This is a genomic window from Hymenobacter sediminicola, from assembly GCF_014250515.1.
Lineage (GTDB): Bacteria > Bacteroidota > Bacteroidia > Cytophagales > Hymenobacteraceae > Hymenobacter > Hymenobacter sediminicola.
Window position 1 is genome coordinate 1,173,345 of sequence record NZ_CP060202.1, and the last position, 17,679, is coordinate 1,191,023.

At 60.3% G+C, this 17,679-nt stretch carries 15 protein-coding genes; 8 read left to right on the plus strand and 7 right to left on the minus strand.

All coding sequences use genetic code 11. The annotated features are described in order from the left end of the window. Window position 1: 1 nt before the first annotated feature. Entirely contained in the window at window positions 2-979 is a 978-nt protein-coding gene (gene meaB, locus H4317_RS05045) for a methylmalonyl Co-A mutase-associated GTPase MeaB (RefSeq protein WP_185889059.1), read from the minus strand. A gap of 130 nt (window positions 980-1,109) precedes the next feature. Here meaB and H4317_RS05050 point away from each other — a divergent pair, with 130 nt between their 5' ends. Both H4317_RS05050 and H4317_RS05055 read left to right on the plus strand, forming a co-directional pair. Then, on the plus strand, window positions 1,110-2,540 hold the full coding sequence (locus H4317_RS05050; RefSeq protein ID WP_185889060.1) for a DUF5723 family protein: 1,431 nt from the start codon (window positions 1,110-1,112) through the stop codon (window positions 2,538-2,540). A 214-nt stretch (window positions 2,541-2,754) separates the two neighbouring features. Next, the gene (locus tag H4317_RS05055; protein WP_185889061.1) at window positions 2,755-4,158 is read left to right on the plus strand and encodes a DUF5723 family protein; all 1,404 of its coding nucleotides are present in this window, start codon (window positions 2,755-2,757) and stop codon (window positions 4,156-4,158) included. A 126-nt stretch (window positions 4,159-4,284) separates the two neighbouring features. Here H4317_RS05055 and H4317_RS05060 read toward each other — a convergent pair whose 3' ends face one another. From H4317_RS05060 to H4317_RS05075, 4 genes are all read right to left on the minus strand, one after another. Further along, window positions 4,285-5,391 carry a WD40 repeat domain-containing protein gene (locus tag H4317_RS05060; protein ID WP_185889062.1) on the minus strand — a complete coding sequence of 369 codons (1,107 nt, stop codon included), beginning with the start codon at window positions 5,389-5,391 and terminating at the stop codon, window positions 4,285-4,287. A 103-nt stretch (window positions 5,392-5,494) separates the two neighbouring features. Then, entirely contained in the window at window positions 5,495-8,755 is a 3,261-nt protein-coding gene (locus tag H4317_RS05065; protein WP_185889063.1) for a M12 family metallo-peptidase, read from the minus strand. Window positions 8,756-8,954: 199 nt separating this feature from the next. After that, the gene (locus H4317_RS05070) at window positions 8,955-9,509 is read right to left on the minus strand and encodes an NUDIX hydrolase (protein WP_185889064.1); all 555 of its coding nucleotides are present in this window, start codon (window positions 9,507-9,509) and stop codon (window positions 8,955-8,957) included. Between the two features lie 72 nt (window positions 9,510-9,581). Then, window positions 9,582-10,316, minus strand: coding sequence for a L,D-transpeptidase family protein (locus H4317_RS05075; RefSeq protein ID WP_221899181.1), 735 nt, complete (start codon window positions 10,314-10,316; stop codon window positions 9,582-9,584). Between the two features lie 199 nt (window positions 10,317-10,515). Between H4317_RS05075 and H4317_RS05080 the strand changes: the two genes are divergently transcribed. From H4317_RS05080 to H4317_RS05090, 3 genes are all read left to right on the plus strand, one after another. After that, complete coding sequence (locus H4317_RS05080) at window positions 10,516-11,517, plus strand: alpha/beta hydrolase (RefSeq protein ID WP_185889065.1); 1,002 nt, start codon at window positions 10,516-10,518, stop codon at window positions 11,515-11,517. A gap of 1 nt (window position 11,518) precedes the next feature. Beyond that, on the plus strand, window positions 11,519-11,986 hold the full coding sequence (locus tag H4317_RS05085) for a DUF4174 domain-containing protein (protein WP_185889066.1): 468 nt from the start codon (window positions 11,519-11,521) through the stop codon (window positions 11,984-11,986). A gap of 70 nt (window positions 11,987-12,056) precedes the next feature. Then, window positions 12,057-12,716 (plus strand): DUF2461 domain-containing protein, encoded by a 660-nt coding sequence (locus tag H4317_RS05090; RefSeq protein ID WP_185889067.1) that lies wholly within the window; start codon window positions 12,057-12,059, stop codon window positions 12,714-12,716. On the opposite strand, the gene H4317_RS05095 is transcribed toward H4317_RS05090, so the two are convergent. Beyond that, window positions 12,713-13,912, minus strand: a complete 1,200-nt coding sequence (locus tag H4317_RS05095) for a serine hydrolase domain-containing protein (RefSeq protein WP_185889068.1) — start codon at window positions 13,910-13,912, stop codon at window positions 12,713-12,715. The genes H4317_RS05090 and H4317_RS05095 overlap by 4 nt on opposite strands. Before the next feature lie 156 nt (window positions 13,913-14,068). Here H4317_RS05095 and H4317_RS05100 point away from each other — a divergent pair, with 156 nt between their 5' ends. The 3 genes from H4317_RS05100 to H4317_RS05110 all read left to right on the plus strand — a co-directional run bounded on the left by H4317_RS05100 (window position 14,069) and on the right by H4317_RS05110 (window position 16,848). Continuing rightward, on the plus strand, window positions 14,069-15,244 hold the full coding sequence (locus tag H4317_RS05100) for a geranylgeranyl reductase family protein (protein ID WP_185889069.1): 1,176 nt from the start codon (window positions 14,069-14,071) through the stop codon (window positions 15,242-15,244). Window positions 15,245-15,340: 96 nt separating this feature from the next. After that, window positions 15,341-15,727, plus strand: coding sequence for a hypothetical protein (locus H4317_RS05105; RefSeq protein ID WP_185889070.1), 387 nt, complete (start codon window positions 15,341-15,343; stop codon window positions 15,725-15,727). Window positions 15,728-15,996: 269 nt separating this feature from the next. Continuing rightward, on the plus strand, window positions 15,997-16,848 hold the full coding sequence (locus H4317_RS05110; protein WP_185889071.1) for a YitT family protein: 852 nt from the start codon (window positions 15,997-15,999) through the stop codon (window positions 16,846-16,848). Between the two features lie 72 nt (window positions 16,849-16,920). Here H4317_RS05110 and H4317_RS05115 read toward each other — a convergent pair whose 3' ends face one another. Then, the gene (locus H4317_RS05115; protein WP_185889072.1) at window positions 16,921-17,670 is read right to left on the minus strand and encodes a DUF2490 domain-containing protein; all 750 of its coding nucleotides are present in this window, start codon (window positions 17,668-17,670) and stop codon (window positions 16,921-16,923) included. Window positions 17,671-17,679 lie beyond the last annotated feature (9 nt).

A 17,679-nucleotide genomic window follows, 5' to 3' on the forward strand; every position in this document is an offset into this window, starting at 1 on the left:
GCTACAGCCCCAGCAATTCCTCGGCCGCTCCAAACGCCGATTTACGGCCGTCCATCACCTGCTCTTTCAGGCCAGCGAGCCGCTGCGCCACTTCGGGGCGAGCATAAAAGCGTGCCTCCAGCGCTTCCCGGATAGTCTCGTGAAGCCAGTGCAGGTTCTGTTCTTGGCGGCGGCGCTGGAAGTACCCGTTTTCTTGCATTTGCTGCACGTAGCGGTGCACTACTTCCCATACTTCCGGCACCCCCTGCCCGGTAAGCGCCGAGGAGGTCGTGACGACCGGGCTCCATTGGCTGGGAGCCAGCGGAAACAAGTGCAGCGCGTTCTGATATTCAGCGCGGGCGCGGCGGGCGGCCTGCTCGTTGCCGGCATCCGCTTTGGTGATGGTCACGGCATCAGCCATTTCCATAATGCCCTTCTTGATGCCCTGCAGCTCGTCGCCGGCTCCGGCCAGCATTAGGAGGAGGAAGAAGTCGACCATGCCGTGTACGGCCGTTTCGCTCTGCCCCACGCCTACGGTTTCCACAAAAATAACGTCGTGGCCGGCTGCTTCGCACAGCACCATGGCCTCGCGCGTGCTCTGCGTGACGCCCCCTAGGCTGCGGCCAGCGGGAGAAGGCCGGATGTAAGCTGAGGTATGCGCAGCCAGCAGGTTCATGCGGGTTTTGTCGCCGAGGATGCTGCCGCCGCTGCGCTGAGAGCTAGGGTCTACGGCCAGCACCGCCAGCCGGTGGCCTTTTTCCTGTACCAGATGCAGGCCCAATGCCTCGATAAATGTGCTTTTGCCTACGCCTGGTACTCCCGTAATGCCTACCCGCACCGACCGGCCCGCATGCGGCAATACCACGTCCAGCACCTGCTGGGCCAGCTGCTGGTCGGAGGGCAGGGTGCTTTCCACGAGCGTGATGGCGCGGCTAAGCAACACCCGGTTGCCGCTGAGGATGCCGTCGGTGTATTCGGAAACGGAAAAACGCTTGGCCATGCAGCAGGAAGGAGCCGACCAGTGAAAGTGGGGCCGGAAAAAGAAGGAGCGTGCAAACTACCTCATAATGCTACATTTGGCCAAGTATAATCACAGGTCTTGGTCTTATTCTCGCTTTCACTTTCCTGCTATGCAAGCAAACCGCTACTCTTTATCTGCCGCCGCCATTGCCTTGGTGCTAGGCGCTAGTACCGGGCTCCGGGCCCAGAACGAGCTGAGCAGCTTCACGGCTACCGGCCGCGGCGGCGTCGCCACACCTTTCGTTACCGACTATCAGGCGCTGGGTATTAATCCCGCCAACCTGGGCCGGGAGATGGAAAACCAGCCTCTCGTGACGTTCGGTCTGCTGGAGCTGGGGCTGGGCGCCGGCTCTCAGTCGCTGACCGGTACGCAGCTGAAAAACATAGCGTTTCATGCCGAAGACCAGCTGACTCCAGCCGACAAAACCGCCCTGACGGCCAGCTTCACCAACGGCAACGCCCTCAATGTGAATGTAGCGGCTACCTCAGTAGGCCTAGCCATTACGCTGCCAATTGGGGCAGTAGCCTTTAGCAACCGCCAGCGCGTGGTAGGGCATGTGGGCCTGAACGAAACGGCATCGGATGTGCTCTTCAACGGTTCCAACGCCAAAATCTACCAGGTAAGCACCTACCAGACCAACGGGCAGTACGACCCGGCCAAAGCGCCTATGATTTCGGCGGCGCTGGCAGGCACCGAGCTGCAGCTGCAATGGACCGATGAGTACAACGTGGGCTACGGCGCGCAAGTGCTGGACACAGACGGATTTAAGCTGTCAGCTGGGGTAGGCTACCGCTATATCCGGGGCATTGGCATGCTCGATGTGCGCATAACGGACGGGGAAGTAAATGCTTTCAGCTCCCTGTCGCCGCTGTTCAAAGTGGATTACGGTACCGTAACGACCAGTCCCAACTTCGACTACCGCACCGGCAGCGGCTTGAAGGCGGTGGGTTCCGGCCACGGCTTCGACCTGGGCCTGACGGCAGAAATCAGCGAGCTGGTGCGCATCGGCGTATCGGTTACCGATTTGGGTAGCATGACCTGGGAAGGTAACGTGCTGACCGCCAATGACCAGAATCTGAAGAAAGTAACGTCCGGCGGGGTTGATACCTATAATATCTTCAAGGAAGCATCACAGCTGTTTGGAAGCAGTTCCGATGCCGTCTTCACCTACAACCCCGACAAGCAGAAGGAAGAAACGCTGCCTGCCAAATTCCGGGCCGGCGCTTCTGTGCAGCTCGGCGAAAAACTGGAAGCAGGCGTCGATGCGGCCGTGCCACTCAACAAGGTGGCAGGAAATATAAATTCGTCGTTGGTAGGCCTGGGCCTTGATTTCAAACCGGTTTCGTGGGTGCGCCTCAGCACCGGCGTTACCGGAGGGGCCGGCTATGGTACCAGCGTGCCGCTTGGCATCACCTTCTCCACTGCGCACTACGAGGCCGGTATTAGCACCCGCGACGTAGTAGGCCTCATTTCCGACAGTAGCCCTTACTACTCCGTCGCAATGGGTGTGCTGCGGTTCAAGATTGGCCGGGCGCGCTAAGACAGCATTTCGGCTACCACTGTACCCACCTACCAGTCTGGTTCATAGAGCATGGACCAGACCGGTAGGTGGGTTTTGCTATGTGTGCCGTGCAAATAGGGCATAGTAACTAACCTGAAATATAGGAAAGCAAGAATACCTAGAAGTAGGTATTGTGGTGTCGTGCGAATTGGGGTCTATTTGTTGTGGAATAATTCATACTAAAGCTCCACGCATGTCCTGCCGCACCGTTGCCTCTTTTATATCACTCTTTCTTGCTACCACCGCCGCTGTGCAGGCGCAAACCGAGCTGGGGAATTTCTCGAATGTAGCCCGTGGGGGCGTCGCCACCACCTTTGTCACCGACTTTCAGGCCATTGGCATCAACCCGGCCAACCTGGGCCGCAATGACAACGCGCGGGTAGCTTTTACCATTGGCGAAGTTGGCGTGGGAGTAGGGTCCCAGGCGTTGACGCGCACGCAGCTACGCAAGTTTATCGAAGACTCGGGCGAAGAGCTCAACATGGCCCAGAAGCAGGAAATGGCCCGCACCTTCACCTCCGACAACGTGCTCAATCTCAACGTTGATGCCACTCCGGTTGCATTTTCGGTAGTGCTGCCCATGGTGGGTAGTTTTGCATTTAGCAGCCGGCAGCGTGTCACCACCCACCTGGGCCTCAACAAGAACACCGCCGAGCTGCTGTGGCTGGGCAAAGATGCTCCCATCTATCCCGCCAACTTCAATCCGGCCACTGCGCCTCTCGTATCGGAGGTGCTCGAGGGTACGTCCATCCAGATGGCGGCCTACAATGAATATAACCTTGCCTACGGCCGCCAGGTGCTGAGCCTGCCCGCGTTTGTGCTGTCGGTGGGGGCGGGCTACCGGTACATCCAGGGTGTAGGCGTGGTAGATGTGCGTTCCAAAGACGGGCAACTGGAAGCCTATAGCGCCCTGTCGCCGCAGTTTAATGTGGACTATGGCAGCGTCGTCAACAACCCCAGCTTCAACCTGCAGAAAGATACCGACAAGCTGCTGCAACCGGTAGGCCGGGGCCACGGCTACGATGTGGGCATAGCAGCGGAAGTTGGCAAAAAACTGCGCCTGGGCGCTTCCGTTACGGATATAGGGCAAATGACCTGGGAAGGAAACCTGCTCACTGCCAACGACCAGAAGCTAAAGCGGCTTCGCTCCAACGGTGCCGACAGTTATGAATTCTTCTCCGAATTGGCTGACATCTTTGCCTCCGGTACCGACAGTCTGTTTCAGTACAAGCCGGCGCAGGAGCGCAAGGCCAGCCTGCCCACCAAGTTCCGGGCGGGAGCCGGCATCAGAGTAGGTAGCCGCCTGGAAGTGGGGGCCGATGTAACGATGCCGCTGAACGATGTGGCCGGTAATATTCCCGCAGCATTCTATGGCGTTGCGCTGGATGTGAAGCCCCTAAGCTGGATTCGGCTCAGCACAGGCGTCACGTCGGGAGCAGGCTACGGCATGGGTATCCCCGTGGGCTTTGCCATTGCAACAAAAGTTTACGAGCTGGGCTTTGGTACCCGCGACCTGCGCGGCCTGCTCAGCGACGAGCGGCCCTACGCCTCCGTGGCCATGGGCACGCTCCGCTTCAAAATCGGGACGGTAAAATAGGGTAAGCGAAGGAGGTAAGAGTCACCGAATCCGGCATGCCTTGTCTCAAATAAGAACGGGCCTCCTGCATTTCGCGCAGGCGGCCCGTTCTTGATTTATGGGCAATTTGGGAGTTGTGCTGACCAGCTACTTGCCGGGCTCGGTAAGGAAGTTTGGCAGGCCTAGCTTACTGCGGCGGCCACCCAGTTTCAGGCCGTCGTCGATGTATTTGGCGGCGGTGCCTTCGGCGTTAGGATTTTCGATGATGCCCAGAAACTGGTTGTCCTCGCGGGCAATGTAAATCTTGCCATCAGGAGCGCGCTGCAGGGAGCCCACTTTGCGGTTCGCCGACTTGCCCACGACCGTAGCGGCGCCGGTTTTCAGGTCGAACTGGAAGATCTGGGCCTGGCCGCCACCTTCGCCGTTGCTGGAGCCATAAAGCTTGCTGCCATCAGGCGAAAATTCCACACCATACGCTTCTGGGTAAGGAGCAAAGGTTTTGGGGTTGCTGACAAGGCCAGTGCTCCGGTCGAAGTCGAACACCTCGTACTTGTTGGCCTCACGCCACAGCGCTACGGCCAGCTTGCGGCCGTCGGGCGAGAATTTCATGGCGCCAATGGCGTTGCGGCCGGGGCCGGCGTGCATGCTGCCCACGTTACTCATAATGGGCTTGGTCTGCACCCCTTCTGCTGTGATAAGGAAACTTACGAAGGCGTTGGAATTCCAGCGGTGCGCCACAATCCAGACGTCGCGGCCGTTTTGGTGGCGTACGGCCGTAAGTTTTTCTGCTACCGGCGTAATGAGCAGCATGTTGGCGCGGGGCACGTCGCCGAGGCCATTTTCGCGGGTCATGTCCACTACGGAGTAGCGCAGGCCGTTGCTGGTGCCCTGTGCGGCCACCGTAAACACGTAGAACACGTTACCGGAGCCGGGGTCGGGCACTACCAGGGCACTTTGGGTGCTGGAGTTGGAGCCCATCAGCTTGCGGCCGTTGGGCATGACAGCGTGCTGGCGGTTGAAGATGTATTCGCCGTTGGTGTAGAACAGGAGCTGGCCCTGGGCATTGGTTGCCACCGCCGAGCCCTCGTAGGTAGTCATTTTGTTGTTGAGCAGCGGGGTAGGGGCGGCGCCTCCCACCGGGAAGCTCAACCCAGCCTGCTGGCCGAAATACCAGATGGACTGCTCACGCTGCGCGCGTGCTGCACTAGGCAGTAGCAACAGTAGTAGCAGGGGCAGAAGCAAAAGTCGTTTCATAGAATTCGGAAAGTACGTCGCTGGTCAGAACGCAATTTCGTGCCAAAACGATATTCTGCCGGATTGCAGCCGCCAAAAGTCGGACTCTCAGAAGATACCTGGGCTACTCCAGTACTACTTTCTGTTGCTGGTGTTGTCCGGTAGCGCCTTGCACTGTCAGCAGATACAGGCCGTGCCACTGCTGAGCCTCGGGCAGGGCCAGCAGGGAGGTGCCGGCCGGTACCGCCACGCCGCGCCGCACTACCGTTCGGCCCAGCGCGTCGGCTACAGTCAGTTCTACTGTCTGCGCTTCCCGGGCTTGCACCTGCACCCGAAGCGTGCCGCCCGCCGGAACCGGATTGGGATAGGCAGCCAGGCGAAGCGCCGGCTGGTTCTGGCCGCTGCGTTGTAGCGTTACTACGCCTGAATAAGCCGCCTGCCCATCGGTATCCTGAATAAGCAAGCGGTAGTAGGCCATGCCCTCAGGTGGCATAGCATCCGTGAAGGTGTACTTGTGCGCACTTGCACTGTTGGTGGCGGCTACCCGGCCCAGGTTTTTGAAATTCCGCTCATCGGAACTGCGCTGCACCTCAAAGTAAGCCACATGCTGCTCCGAAGCCGTGTGCCACTGCAGTTCGTTGGCTATGCCCGCCTCCCGGCCCGTGAAAGTGGTGAGCACCACTGGAAGAGGCGATGTGCCGGTGATAGTTACGCGCCGGGCGTTGGTGCTGAGCCGGCCACAGGGTGCTATGCTGGCCAGGGCTGCCTGCAGCCCGCCAAGCGTGCCATTCTGCAGGCCACTCACGGCATAGTCGCGCTGGAAAAGGAAGCCATACACGTCATAGGTGCCGGCGGGCAGCGTACGCAAATCGGCGGTGGGCGCTACCTGTGCAACTTGATTGGTCGTGGTATTCACCACCACATACTGGTAGTCATAGCCGAGGCTTTGGAGAGGCGCATAAGCCGTGCCTCCGGCAGGGGAGGTAGCAAAACTTACGCTGTAGCTGCTGCCAGCAGCGGGTGTTCCACCAAAATTGGACACCACTAACGTGTAGGACTGGCCGGCAGTTAGCGAAACAGTAACGCTACGGGCCGTGGAACCGGTGTAGTTATCGGCCAGCAGGTTGGCACAAGGGTCGTCGGGATTGAAACTGCCGTCATACACTCGTAATACCATGCTTGAAAAGCCAATGGGTGTAGCTATGGTATAGGAAGCCGTAGCCGATGGCACAAACACGTGCGCATCGTAGTAGGTCACGTTGCTGTAGCGTGTGCAGCTGCTGCCGTTATAGTCTGTCAGGTTGGTGGCCGGGTCGGTAGCGGTGATGGTGCCCGTTAGCTGATTTATCCCCGCATATTCGGTCAAGCTGTAGCCCTGCTGGGTCAGGTTGAGGGCCGCATTACCAGCTGCTGCAGTGACGGGAGTTGCCGGAAGCGTCTGAGATGCAATAGGTGTGCAGGGCGCAATGGGGAAGTCAGCGTCGTTGATATCGAAGAAGATATTGCCCACCGCCTCTACCCGGATGCGGGCCTGGCTGGTCGTCACGTTCGGAACGGTTACAGTCGCCGAGCCGGTGTTGGGCGCCGCTGCGGCCAGTACACCAAACGTCTGCCCGCCATCCGTAGAAAGGCTGATTCGCACCTGACTCACACCGATAGGAGCTTGGTCGGTACCGTTCACCGACCACGTAACCGTAGCCTGCTGCCCACCAATCCAAAGGGAAGCCGTGTTTTGGGTAGTGAGGGCAAACGGTCCGGAAGTAGGCGCTACAGTCAGCGTCACGTTGTCGGTGGAGAAGGTGCCACCGGCGGCGCGCTGGTCGCGGGCTGTCACCACGAAATGCAGGTCGCGGGCTACGTTGGGCAATGCTTCGCCGATGCGATTGGCGGGCTGGTTGCTGTTGGCTAGCACGTAGCGCAGGTCGGGAAAGGTGCGGGAAGGCGTGGTACGGGGTGGCCGAGGCCGGAACAGAGGCGCCTCGGGGTCGTCAATGGCAGCTAGCCCGTTGATGCCCGCAATAGTGCCCAGAGCCTGCGTGTTGGGCGTGTAGTCGAACTGATTCCAGGTGTAGGTCAGCGTTTCACCGTCGGGGTCGGCGCCGGTAGCCGTGAGCGTGAAGGGTGTATTGCGCGGAATCACATAGTCGGCGCCGGCATTCACAGTCGGAGGCTGGTTGGCGTTGGTTGTAACGGTTGGGCAGGCAGCATTGCGCAGGTTGGTGCGCATCTGGTCCAAAGACCGGGTATTGAAATGGTCAGCTTCGGTGCCTACCACATTCTGCAGGGTTTGGGTGCCGCATACATCGGTGTAGGCCATGATGGTGGCGCCGCCACCGGGCTCTAAGTTGCTACCGGCCGTCTGGCTACCGCAAGGCCCCGTGAAGGTGTGCGCCGCCCCATGCTGATGCCCCATTTCATGCGCCAACACCTGCTGGAAGCCGCTAGTAGTCACCCCCGACCACGCCTGGGCCTTATAGGTGCTGTTGCAGATGATGCCCACGTAGGCGACACCACCGCCGTTGTTATGGAAACAATGGCCCAAATCAAAGTCGCTGGGCGTGAAACGCGCATTGATAAAGCCTCCCACTTCGCCCAGGTTTTGCTCCCGCAGGCGCCCAGCCGCAGCCGCAGCACCGCTGGAGAGGGTGGCCGTGGTCATAGCCGAGAAGTAGTAGGTGCCGCCGTTGGGCTTTACCAGTTCATAGCTCACCGACAGTTCCTGCAGATACAGCCCCGACATCTGGTTCATGGCGGCTACCACAGCCTGCTCCACAGCAGCATCTGAGTTGCCATTGGCGGCGTAGTATTCCTGCGTTACCAGAATGGCGTAACGGAGCCGCCGCAGCTGTGTCCCGAAACTGAACGGGGCCGGCATCGACGAAAAGTTTTCGGGGCGCAGCACGTCGCCGGCCGGACTCAGCGTACCGCAAGGCCCACCAGTTGGCGGCGTTTGCTGCAACTCGTAGCCGGTGCCATCGGCTGCCGGCCGCAGGCTTGCCGACTCCGACCCGGCCAGCAGCTGGGCCGTTAGGCTGCGGGGCGTCAGGACCAGCGACACCCGGTGGCCCGGGGTATTTTCCTCGTAGCCTACATAGGTGCGCAGGCGTCGGCGGGCAGCGGCATCGGCGGCAGGCAGCACATGGGTTTCGGTCAGTACAAAGGCGCGGGAGCCCTGTAGCGTGGGCAGTATAACCCGATAAGCGGCAACGGAGCCGAGGCGGGCACTGGTACTTGGGGTAGCTGTGAGCTGCTGCCGGAGTTGCTCTACGTTCACGGATACGCGCCGGGGCGGAGCCTGCTGCGCTGTGCTGGATTGCGTGGTGCCTGCCAGCACGGCAAGCCAAATCAGGAGTAGTCTGGTAACTGCCAAGGATGCCTTCTTCATCAGTGAAAGAATGGGGAGAAGACGCCCAAGTTGCAGGAATAATTCCGCCCTCTACCAGGACCTAGCCTATAATCCAGTGCTTTTGTTCGGATTGTACAATTGTTATATGCTGAAATGTATATATAATGAGCAGTCAGCCGGTACTACCCGGCGCAATAAGTGCGGAAGCAGGATGGGCGCCAGCCGAAACGTGCTGGTGCTACACGGGCCAATGCCCCTGCAACAAAGGCTGGATAATGGGCTGAATGATGCGGTAGCTGGCGCCCCACAGGCTGTGGCCACCCGCAACACGGTAGAAGGGTACCCGACGGGGCGTAGGCCAGCCGGCCAGCTGCCAGTCTTCCTCGGTATGCTGGCTGGGGTCGGCGAGGTGGCGGAGCGGAATCTCAAGCACTTCCTCTACTTCGCGCTGCTGCCACAGCCACACCTCCGGCCGGCTGATACGGCCCAGAAACGGCGCAATACGGAAGCCCGTGGGCACAGCTATGGGAGGGAGCTCCGCCAGAATTTCCACGTTGTTGGCAGCTAGTCCCACTTCCTCTTCCGCCTCGCGCAGAGCAGTAGCCAGCAGGGACGCATCATTGGGCTCGTGCTTGCCGCCCGGAAACGCCAGTTGCCCGCCGTGAATACCGAAGCTGCTGCGGCGCACCATCACGAGCTGTAGCTCACCCGTGGCGTCGCGGAACACTGGAACGAGCACGGCAGAGTCGCGCAGGTTCTTCGGAATTGGTAAGTCATCAAGAGAAGCCGCCATGCCCGAAAGGTACGGAGAAGGCTACATGAGGGTAGGCCTTGCCGGATGGTACTTCTGGCTGGCACCCCTGCTTCACAGCTTCACCACCTCTCCGGTTACCAACAGTTGGTGGTTGTCCTCGAAGTACTGATAGCCGGCAGTGAGGCCCTGCCAGAATGCAGCGTGCGGGCTGCCAACGCGGCGGGCCAGGTTTTCGGCGGTCATTTCAAACGGGAAAATATGGACCGGAATGCTGGCCTGGCCGGCGGCGCGAGCTTCCACGGCCAGCACATACAACTCCCGGATGCATGCATCGGTAATGGGCAGGCACCCGATGGTGACGTTGGAGCCGTGGATGAATATGTCGCCGCCGGGGTTAGGAGTGGCGTGCTGCAGGTCGGCGGCGTTGGGGTAGTCGAGGCCGAGCGACAGGTGATACTCGCTGTCAGGGTTGAAGCGGTTGATGCTATAAAATCCTTCCGGCACCTGGCCGTCGCCGGAGCGGCGCTTGGGGCCCAGCGTGCCCGACGTGCCCGCCAGCCGGTAGGTGCGCAGCAGCACAAACTGCCCAGTTTCCTGCTCCCGGCCCCATACTTCCACGCGCCGCCCCAGCTTGAAGGCCCGCACGAACAGCTCCAGCCGTTCGGGTCGGATGCCATGGCGGCGCAACAGCGTGTGCAGGCTGGTCTGATGCAGCCCATATGCCGCCCGCACCCGCGGAAACCGCAACTGCTGCTGCCGGAAAGCCGGGTCGGGCACAAGCGTCGTTGAGGCAGGGACACAGAGCGTCAGCAGCAGGGCCGCAGCCAGCAGAGCAAGTAAGCGCATAGATGGGGAGAGTAGGAGGGCCGGGCTGGTTCCTGAAAACCGCCTTTCGGCCTCATGTGAGCAATAAACGGGGCCGCACCGTGGCTTAGTATAGGGTGTGGGGTATATAGCGTATGTTTTTTTCTGTGTCTGTTTGCAGTCTGCAAAGCCACTTTGTTGCCTACTATGCCCAATCGTGCATGATTTGCGTATTGCCGGCATGGCTTCCCCTTCCATTCCCGATACCTACACTTCTGATCCGCTGGGTTCCGACTTCGAGCAGCGCAGCCTCCCTCAGCCACCTGATTACGAAGGTGCCGTGCGGGCCGTGCTGGTGCGCTACCGGGTGCAACCAGCCACCACCCGAGCTGTGCTCTATGTGCATGGGTTCAACGACTACTTTTTTCAGCGGGAAATGGCCGAGCAGTACGCTGCCCACGGCTTCCGCTTCTACGCGCTAGATCTGCGCAAATACGGCCGTGCTCTGCTGCCACACCAGCGGCCTAATAACGTCCGGAATCTGTCCGAGTATTTTGAGGATGTGGATGCGGCGCTGGCCGTAATGCGGGCCGAAGGAGCGCAGACCCAAGTACTCAGCGGCCACTCCACCGGTGGGCTTATTGTTGCGCTTTATGCCAACGCCCGCACAGATTCCGGCTTGGCGGCGCTGGTGCTCAACAGCCCGTTTCTGGACCTGAATCAGCCACCGCTCAAGCTACTGGCTGTGCCATGGCTCACGAGACTGGGAGCCGTGTGGCCTAACCTGCCCGTGCCTTCTGGCCTGCCTGATACCTATGGCTTAAGTCTGCACCGCGCCTACCGGGGCCAGTGGGACTATGATCTGGGCTGGAAGCCTAACCGCGTGTTTTCTGTGAATGCCGGTTGGCTGCGCGCCATCCGCAAAGGCCATCAGCAAGTGCGTCGGGGCCTGCAGATTGTGATGCCGGTACTGGTGCTGCACTCCGACCGCACCGCGTGGGGCCGCACCTGGTCCGATGACTTTCGGCGTTCTGATATTGTGCTCAATGTGGCGCACATCCGGGAGCTGGCCCCGCGGCTGGGACCCAACGTAACAGTAACTCCCGTTGCCGGCGGCCTCCACGATTTGTTTCTGTCGGTGCCTGAGGTGCGGGCTATGGCCTACCAAACCGTGTTTGAGTGGCTGGAGCAGGTATTGCCGGGTGGCCCAGCCGGCTCACCCGCTCAGCCTACAACTCGTTAGAATGCTTTCCTCAACAGCCGTTGCCATGCGCATGTATGTATTGCTCAGTATGCTTATAGCCAGCTTTATACTGGCCTCCGTGTTGCAAGCCCAACAGGGGCCAGCTGGCCAGTCGGTGCCGGCACTGCTGAAAGCAAGCAAATGGCAGAAACGCGTGCTGCTACTGTGTGCCCCCGCCCCCGATGATGCCGACCTACGCCGCCAGCAGCAGCTCCTGGAACCTGTGCGCGCCGGCCTGGACTCGCGCGACTTGGTGGTGCGCGAAGTCATCATCAGTCAGCTTTCCACCGCCGACAAACAGTATCTCACGCAACGGTTGGGCGTGGCGGCTGGCGGGTTCACGGCTGTGTTGATTGGGAAAGATGGCGGCGTGAAGCGCCGCGAGACCCGGCCGCTCCCGCCAGCCACGTTGTTTTCTACTATTGATGCCATGCCCATGCGCCAGCAAGAAATGCGGGGCAAGCAGTAGCGGCCGGCTTCCAAACTTTGGCTATACTCGCCGCCTCATAGGTGCTCCGGCACTGCCTTTCGCTTGCTGCATGAATACTGTTTTGCTGTTTAACTTTCTGGAGGAACTCTCCCTGCACAATGAACGGGAATGGTTTCAGGCGCATAAAGCCACCTACGACCAGCTTCGCAAGGAATTTGAGGTAGCCGTAGCCCGCTGGCTGCAGCAGATGGCCGCCAACGACCCCACGCTGGCCGGCCTAGACCCCAAAAAGTGCCTCTTCCGCATCTACCGCGACGTGCGTTTCTCTCACGATAAGCGTCCCTATAAAACCCATTTCAGCGCCTATTTCTCGGGTGGTGGCAAAGCGGGTACCGGGCCCGGCTACTATGTACAGCTCGGCCCGCATGGGCAAACAATGATGGCCGGCGGAATCTATGTGCCGGAAAAAGAACAGCTGGTTCGCATTCGGCAGGAAATCGACTACAACGGCCCGGCCCTGCACGCCGTGTTGCGGGCGCCCGCATTCCGGCAATATTACGCGGGCCTCAGCGGCGAAAAGCTCAAAAAAGCCCCTGCCGGATACTCCACCGACCATCCGGATGTAGAGCTGCTCAAACACAAAAGCTTTGTAGTAAGCCACCAAGTGCCCGATGCCACCGTGCACCAACTGGACCTTGATGCCTACGTGCCTGCCGCGTTCCGGGCCCTGCAGCCGTTCTGTGAGTTTCTGCGCGAAGCCGTGGACTAGGGCTGCCGCCGCTTGGTGTAGGGCGTGTAGTTTTCCCACTCTACGGGTGTAAAACGGTCGGCAATAGTCAGGTGTAGCAGACTCTGGAAGGCGCTTTCGCCATTGTCGCTGTTGCTCATTAGCAGCACGCCGATTCCTTGCTCAGGAAACACGATGGAGTAGTGCTGAAATCCGTCGCCGTGGCCCTCTTTGAAAGCGCCGGTGCCATATGGCGACTGGAGCAGCCCCCAGCCCAGGCCGTAGCTCAGTTGCAGGTGGTCGTAGAAGGTGGTGTCTTTGCGAGCCAGCGGGCCCATTTGCTGCACAGACCGCAGGCGGATCTGGGGCCGGAAAATCTCTTGCCACGATGCGGGCCGGAGCAACTTGCGCTGCAGCACGGCTTCCATAAACTTCGCGTAGTCCTCGGGCGTGGTTTCGAGGGTGCTGGCACTGCGGGGCTCGTTGTCTTTGTCCTTTTCCAGCACGGTACCTTTTGTGTCGTGTCCGAAGGCATAGCTGGCCTCAAACTGCGGCTGCCAACGGTAGCTGGAAGTCTGCATGCCCAGCGGCCGAAAAATCAGTTCCTGTGCCATTTCTTCCAGCGGACGGCCCAGCTTGTGCTCCAGCACCACCTGCAGGTACACCAGTCCTTCGCCCGAGTAGCTGAAGCGCGAGCCGGGCCGGCGGTTTACCCGCAGCTTCTCGTCCTTCTCGTCCCAGCGCCAGTTGGCGAAGCCGCTGGTGTGGGTTAAACACATTCGGGCCGTGATGCGGCGGTACAGCGTGTCAGTCCGCAGGGCCGAGTAGTCGTCGTGCCAGCGGGTGCGGGGCGCATACTCGTAGATGGGTTTGGGCAGGTAGTGCTGCAGCGGTACGTCCAGCGCCAACTGGCCCTGCTCCACCAGCTTCATCACCAGTACCGCGAATACCGCTTTGCTCAGCGAGGCACCATAGAATTCCGTTGAAAACTGCAGCGGTTCTTTGGTGGCGGTGCTTTTCACCCCGAAAGCATGCGTATACACCGTGCGGTTATCGTTGAACACGGCTACGGCCAGCCCATGCACCTGCGCCGAATCGGTGATTTGCTGGATGCGCCGGGTTAGCTCTTCGGACCTGACCCGGGAGCCGTCCAAGCGTTGGATATGGGCGGTGGGCGCGCAGGAATACAGTAGCAGTCCTAGGGCGCCAGCCAGGAGTAGACGGTATAAACGGCTCATCCTGAAAGATAGGGATTAGCCAATATTTTACTGCGTGGTTACTTCGCCTCATAGCGGGCTGAGCGGCGTGAAATACCGGTTTCATGTACGCTGGTTTTCATTTGATGCAGTGCCCTGTGTTCGACATGCCGTAGCAGCGCACTACCTTCGCTTGCAGTGTCTACTTCGCGCCATCCTCATCACTACGACGTCCTGATTGCTGGGGCCGGCCCGGCGGGTACGGCCTGCGCGCTGGCCTTGTCTAGCAGTGGGCTGCGGGTGGCACTGCTAGACAAGGCCAGCTTTCCGCGGGACAAAATCTGTGGTGACGCCATTCCCAGCCCTACGCTTAAGCATCTGGCCCGCCTCGACCCAGCATATGCCACCGAACTGCAGGAGCTGCTGGCTCCTCACCGCGCCGATACAGCCTTCAGCCGTATGCTGGCGCCCAATGGCCGGGCGCTCCGCATTCAGTGGCACAATCCGGCTTTCAACAGCCCGCGCCTGCACTTCGATGATGCGCTGCTGATACTCGTGCGCCGCCATACCGCCACCAAAGTGCTGGAAAAGTATACTATCCGGCAAGTCGAGGCCGACGCGGACGGTGTCACGGTCTGGCCCACGGATCCGGCGCAGGAGCCGTTGCGGGCGGCGCTGGTTATCGGCTGCGACGGGGCCAACTCTGTGGTATACCGGCAGCTGGCCCCGTCAGCTCGCCTCAACCGGGCGTATCACTGTGCGGCGGTGCGGGCATACTACCAGGGTGTTGCCGATGCTCCTGAAAACACCTCTGACTTCTATTTTCTGCGCGAATTTCAGGCAGGCTACTGCTGGGTGTTTCCGGTGGGCAATGGTGTGTACAACGTCGGGTTTGGCGCACTGTCAGAAGAAATAACTGCCCGGCGGCTTGATCTGAAAGACGTGTTGCAGGATTTGCTGGCCGAGCATCCGCATCTGGCTCCACGCTTTGCCACTGCCACCCAGCTCACGCCCGTTACCGGATTCGGGCTGCCACTGGGTGGCTCCGCCCGCCCGGTACACGGTGCTCGTTGGCTGCTCTGCGGCGACGCTGCCGCCCTCATCGACCCACTGCAGGGCCACGGCATCGACAAGGCAGTGCACAGTGGCATACTGGCCGCTCAGCAGGCACAGCGCAGCTTTCAGGCCGGCCGTTTCGATGCGGAGTGTCTGGCGGAATATGCCCGGGAGGTAGAACGCCACATCGGCCGCGAACTAGCCCGACGCTACCGTATCATGCGTTTCTTGGCTGGCAAACCCTGGCTTGTGAATCTGGCAGTAGGCGCTGCTACATGGCCCTGGCTGCGTCGGCGGCTGGTGCGAGCAGTGGGGTAAATCGGCCTGCTATAGCATGCCTTAGCGCCAAAATCGTGAACTTTGCGGGGCTCAGGGCGTTGTTTTAAGATGCCTCTACACGGGCGCTTCTCCTACATGTCTTCCGGTTTCTGCTACATATCGTCGCTTGTGCGGGCTTGGTGCCTGTTGCTGCTCCTGCTGGGCGGTGCGAGCGGCCGTGCGCTGGCCGAACAGGCGGGGGAAGCAGTTACGCGCCACGCCGTAACGCCCGAAGGCCACCATGTTGCTCCGGCTACGCTGCACCGGTCAGAAGGGCTGCAGCTGGATGCGCTGGCCCCCGCTACCACCGATTTTTCAACTACCTGTACTGGCTGCCCGGCAGAATTGCCCTGGCAACTGCCGTATAGCGAGCTTTCTTATTATCCGGCGGCAATGGTGCCCGCCCTGCCTTCAGCGCCAGCCGAGCCCCGGCTGCAACAGGCACGCCGGCTGTTGCTGGCCCTCACTCCCAACGCTCCCTGACTTTTCGGTTGCTACGAGCATGTTTTAGTGGCGGCAGCGGCTATCAAAAGCTGTGCTGCCACTGCTACAGCGTGCCCGGCAGCTATGGCTGCCCGGCTGCGCTGTGCGTTTCTCCTCACTTTCCGAAACAGTCCGATTTTATGCCCTCCAATAAGTCCCTTTTAGATTCTGTTCTTCCTGATACCCTTCCTTTCAAGCCGGCAGCAGTGCCTGCCTTGCCCGGCCCGCCGGTGCCGTTTGCGGCTCGGCCCGCGCCGGGTCCGGTGAGCATGAAACGCCGCCTGGTGCAGGTGGGGCTGCTGGCCGCCGGCGTTTTTAGCGCGGCCCTCGGCCTGAAAGGCTTTCTGCTTCCCAACGACTTCATTGATGGCGGCGTCACGGGTATTTCGCTGTTGGCAAGCCAGCTGACCGGCCTTTCCCTATCAGTGCTGATAGTGCTGATCAATATCCCGTTCATCATCATGGGGTATTACCAACTCGGGCGCGGCTTCGCCATTCGGACGTTGCTGGCCATTCTGGCGCTGGCGGGTGTGCTGCTGGTTGTGTCGTTTCCGGTGCTGGCTACTGACAAGCTGTTGATTTCGGTGTTCGGGGGCTTCTTCCTGGGGGCCGGCATCGGGCTGGCCATTCGGGGTGGCGCTGTGCTCGACGGTACCGAAATTCTGGCTGTGTACATCAGCAAGAAAACCCCGCTCAGTGTCGGCGACATTGTGCTGGTGTTCAACATCATCATCTTCGCGGTAGCGGCCTCGCTGCTCTCCATCACCACGGCGCTGTATTCCATTCTGGCGTATCTGTCGGCGGCCAAAACCATGGACTTCATCATTGAAGGCATTGAGGAATACACCGGCGTTACCATCATTTCGCCCTTCTCCGACGATATCCGGCGTATGATAACCGAGGAACTGGGCCGCGGCGCCACGCTCTACCTGGGCAAGCGCGGCTTCGGCTCCCGCGGCGAGCAGCTCGATACACTCGACATTATCTTCACCGTCGTGACCCGCCTGGAAGTGACGCGCCTCACCGACGAAATCGACAAGATTGATCCACAGGCTTTTGTGGTGATGAGTAGTGTGCGCGACGCGAAAGGTGGCCTCGTGAAGCGCCGGCCGCTGCATTAGCCAGCCCCACTAGCCCTAGCTAGTTGCAGGCCAGTAGCCCGCCAGACAGCGCCGCGTGCGTCGTTTGGCGGGCTATTGGCCTTTCTGCTTTCTAAAGTCGGGGTTGAAATTCACGCTGATCTGCAGCGCGTGGTTCTGCTCAAACACCACACCGTCGTCGTGCTGCACGGTTTGGTGGAGGTAGCTGGCTTCTAGGCTCAGCGCTTCTGTTGCTTGGTAGCCCAGGCCGCCATATAGCCGGTTTTGGTTGAAGAGCCGGGCCGCATTGGAACCGTAACTGATAAAAATTTCGTCAGAAGCCAGCCCGTATAGCGTGCCGGCCTCGATTTTAGGACCAGTAAGTGGAAACTGCAATTGCAGACGGTAGCGGGAGCGGTATTGGCGGGCATAGCTGGTTTCGCCAGGGTTCAGCAGCCAGCGAAAATCCTGAATGTAGCGGTGCGTGAGTTGCAGGCGACCCAACTCATCCTCAAGGTCGGCGCGCAGGTAGAAGCGCCGCTCGTGGGTGCGGCTGGCATCCGGAAAGTCCCCGTAGGGCAACGAGAGCAGGTACACGTAGCCCGGCGTCAGTGTCAGTCGGTCGGTGGCGTGGTAGTTGGCGCCCACGCGGTAGAAATATTGCTGCGGGTCGCGCAGGCCGTGGGTGCGGCGCAGCTGAAACTCGGTGTGCAGGCCCCAGCGCTTGGTCAGGCGGGCATCACTGAACCAGGCCAGCCATACGTTCCGGTTTGGGTCCTGAATACGAGCTGGCGGTGCAGATTGAGCCCCGGCAACCACCGGCAACAGACACAGCAAACTCATCGGCAGGAAAGAAACACGCATGCCCTCCTA

Bases quoted from the DNA above. Each gene is read 5' to 3' on its own strand.
- meaB (WP_185889059.1), bottom strand. From the start codon at position 979: ATGGCCAAGCGTTTTTCCGTTTCCGAATACACCGACGGCATCCTCAGC.
- H4317_RS05050 (WP_185889060.1), top strand. From the start codon at position 1,110: ATGCAAGCAAACCGCTACTCTTTATCTGCCGCCGCCATTGCCTTGGTG.
- H4317_RS05055 (WP_185889061.1), top strand. From the start codon at position 2,755: ATGTCCTGCCGCACCGTTGCCTCTTTTATATCACTCTTTCTTGCTACC.
- H4317_RS05060 (WP_185889062.1), bottom strand. From the start codon at position 5,391: ATGAAACGACTTTTGCTTCTGCCCCTGCTACTACTGTTGCTACTGCCT.
- H4317_RS05065 (WP_185889063.1), bottom strand. From the start codon at position 8,755: ATGAAGAAGGCATCCTTGGCAGTTACCAGACTACTCCTGATTTGGCTT.
- H4317_RS05070 (WP_185889064.1), bottom strand. From the start codon at position 9,509: ATGGCGGCTTCTCTTGATGACTTACCAATTCCGAAGAACCTGCGCGAC.
- H4317_RS05075 (WP_221899181.1), bottom strand. From the start codon at position 10,316: ATGCGCTTACTTGCTCTGCTGGCTGCGGCCCTGCTGCTGACGCTCTGT.
- H4317_RS05080 (WP_185889065.1), top strand. From the start codon at position 10,516: ATGGCTTCCCCTTCCATTCCCGATACCTACACTTCTGATCCGCTGGGT.
- H4317_RS05085 (WP_185889066.1), top strand. From the start codon at position 11,519: ATGCTTTCCTCAACAGCCGTTGCCATGCGCATGTATGTATTGCTCAGT.
- H4317_RS05090 (WP_185889067.1), top strand. From the start codon at position 12,057: ATGAATACTGTTTTGCTGTTTAACTTTCTGGAGGAACTCTCCCTGCAC.
- H4317_RS05095 (WP_185889068.1), bottom strand. From the start codon at position 13,912: ATGAGCCGTTTATACCGTCTACTCCTGGCTGGCGCCCTAGGACTGCTA.
- H4317_RS05105 (WP_185889070.1), top strand. From the start codon at position 15,341: ATGTCTTCCGGTTTCTGCTACATATCGTCGCTTGTGCGGGCTTGGTGC.
- H4317_RS05110 (WP_185889071.1), top strand. From the start codon at position 15,997: ATGAAACGCCGCCTGGTGCAGGTGGGGCTGCTGGCCGCCGGCGTTTTT.
- H4317_RS05115 (WP_185889072.1), bottom strand. From the start codon at position 17,670: ATGCGTGTTTCTTTCCTGCCGATGAGTTTGCTGTGTCTGTTGCCGGTG.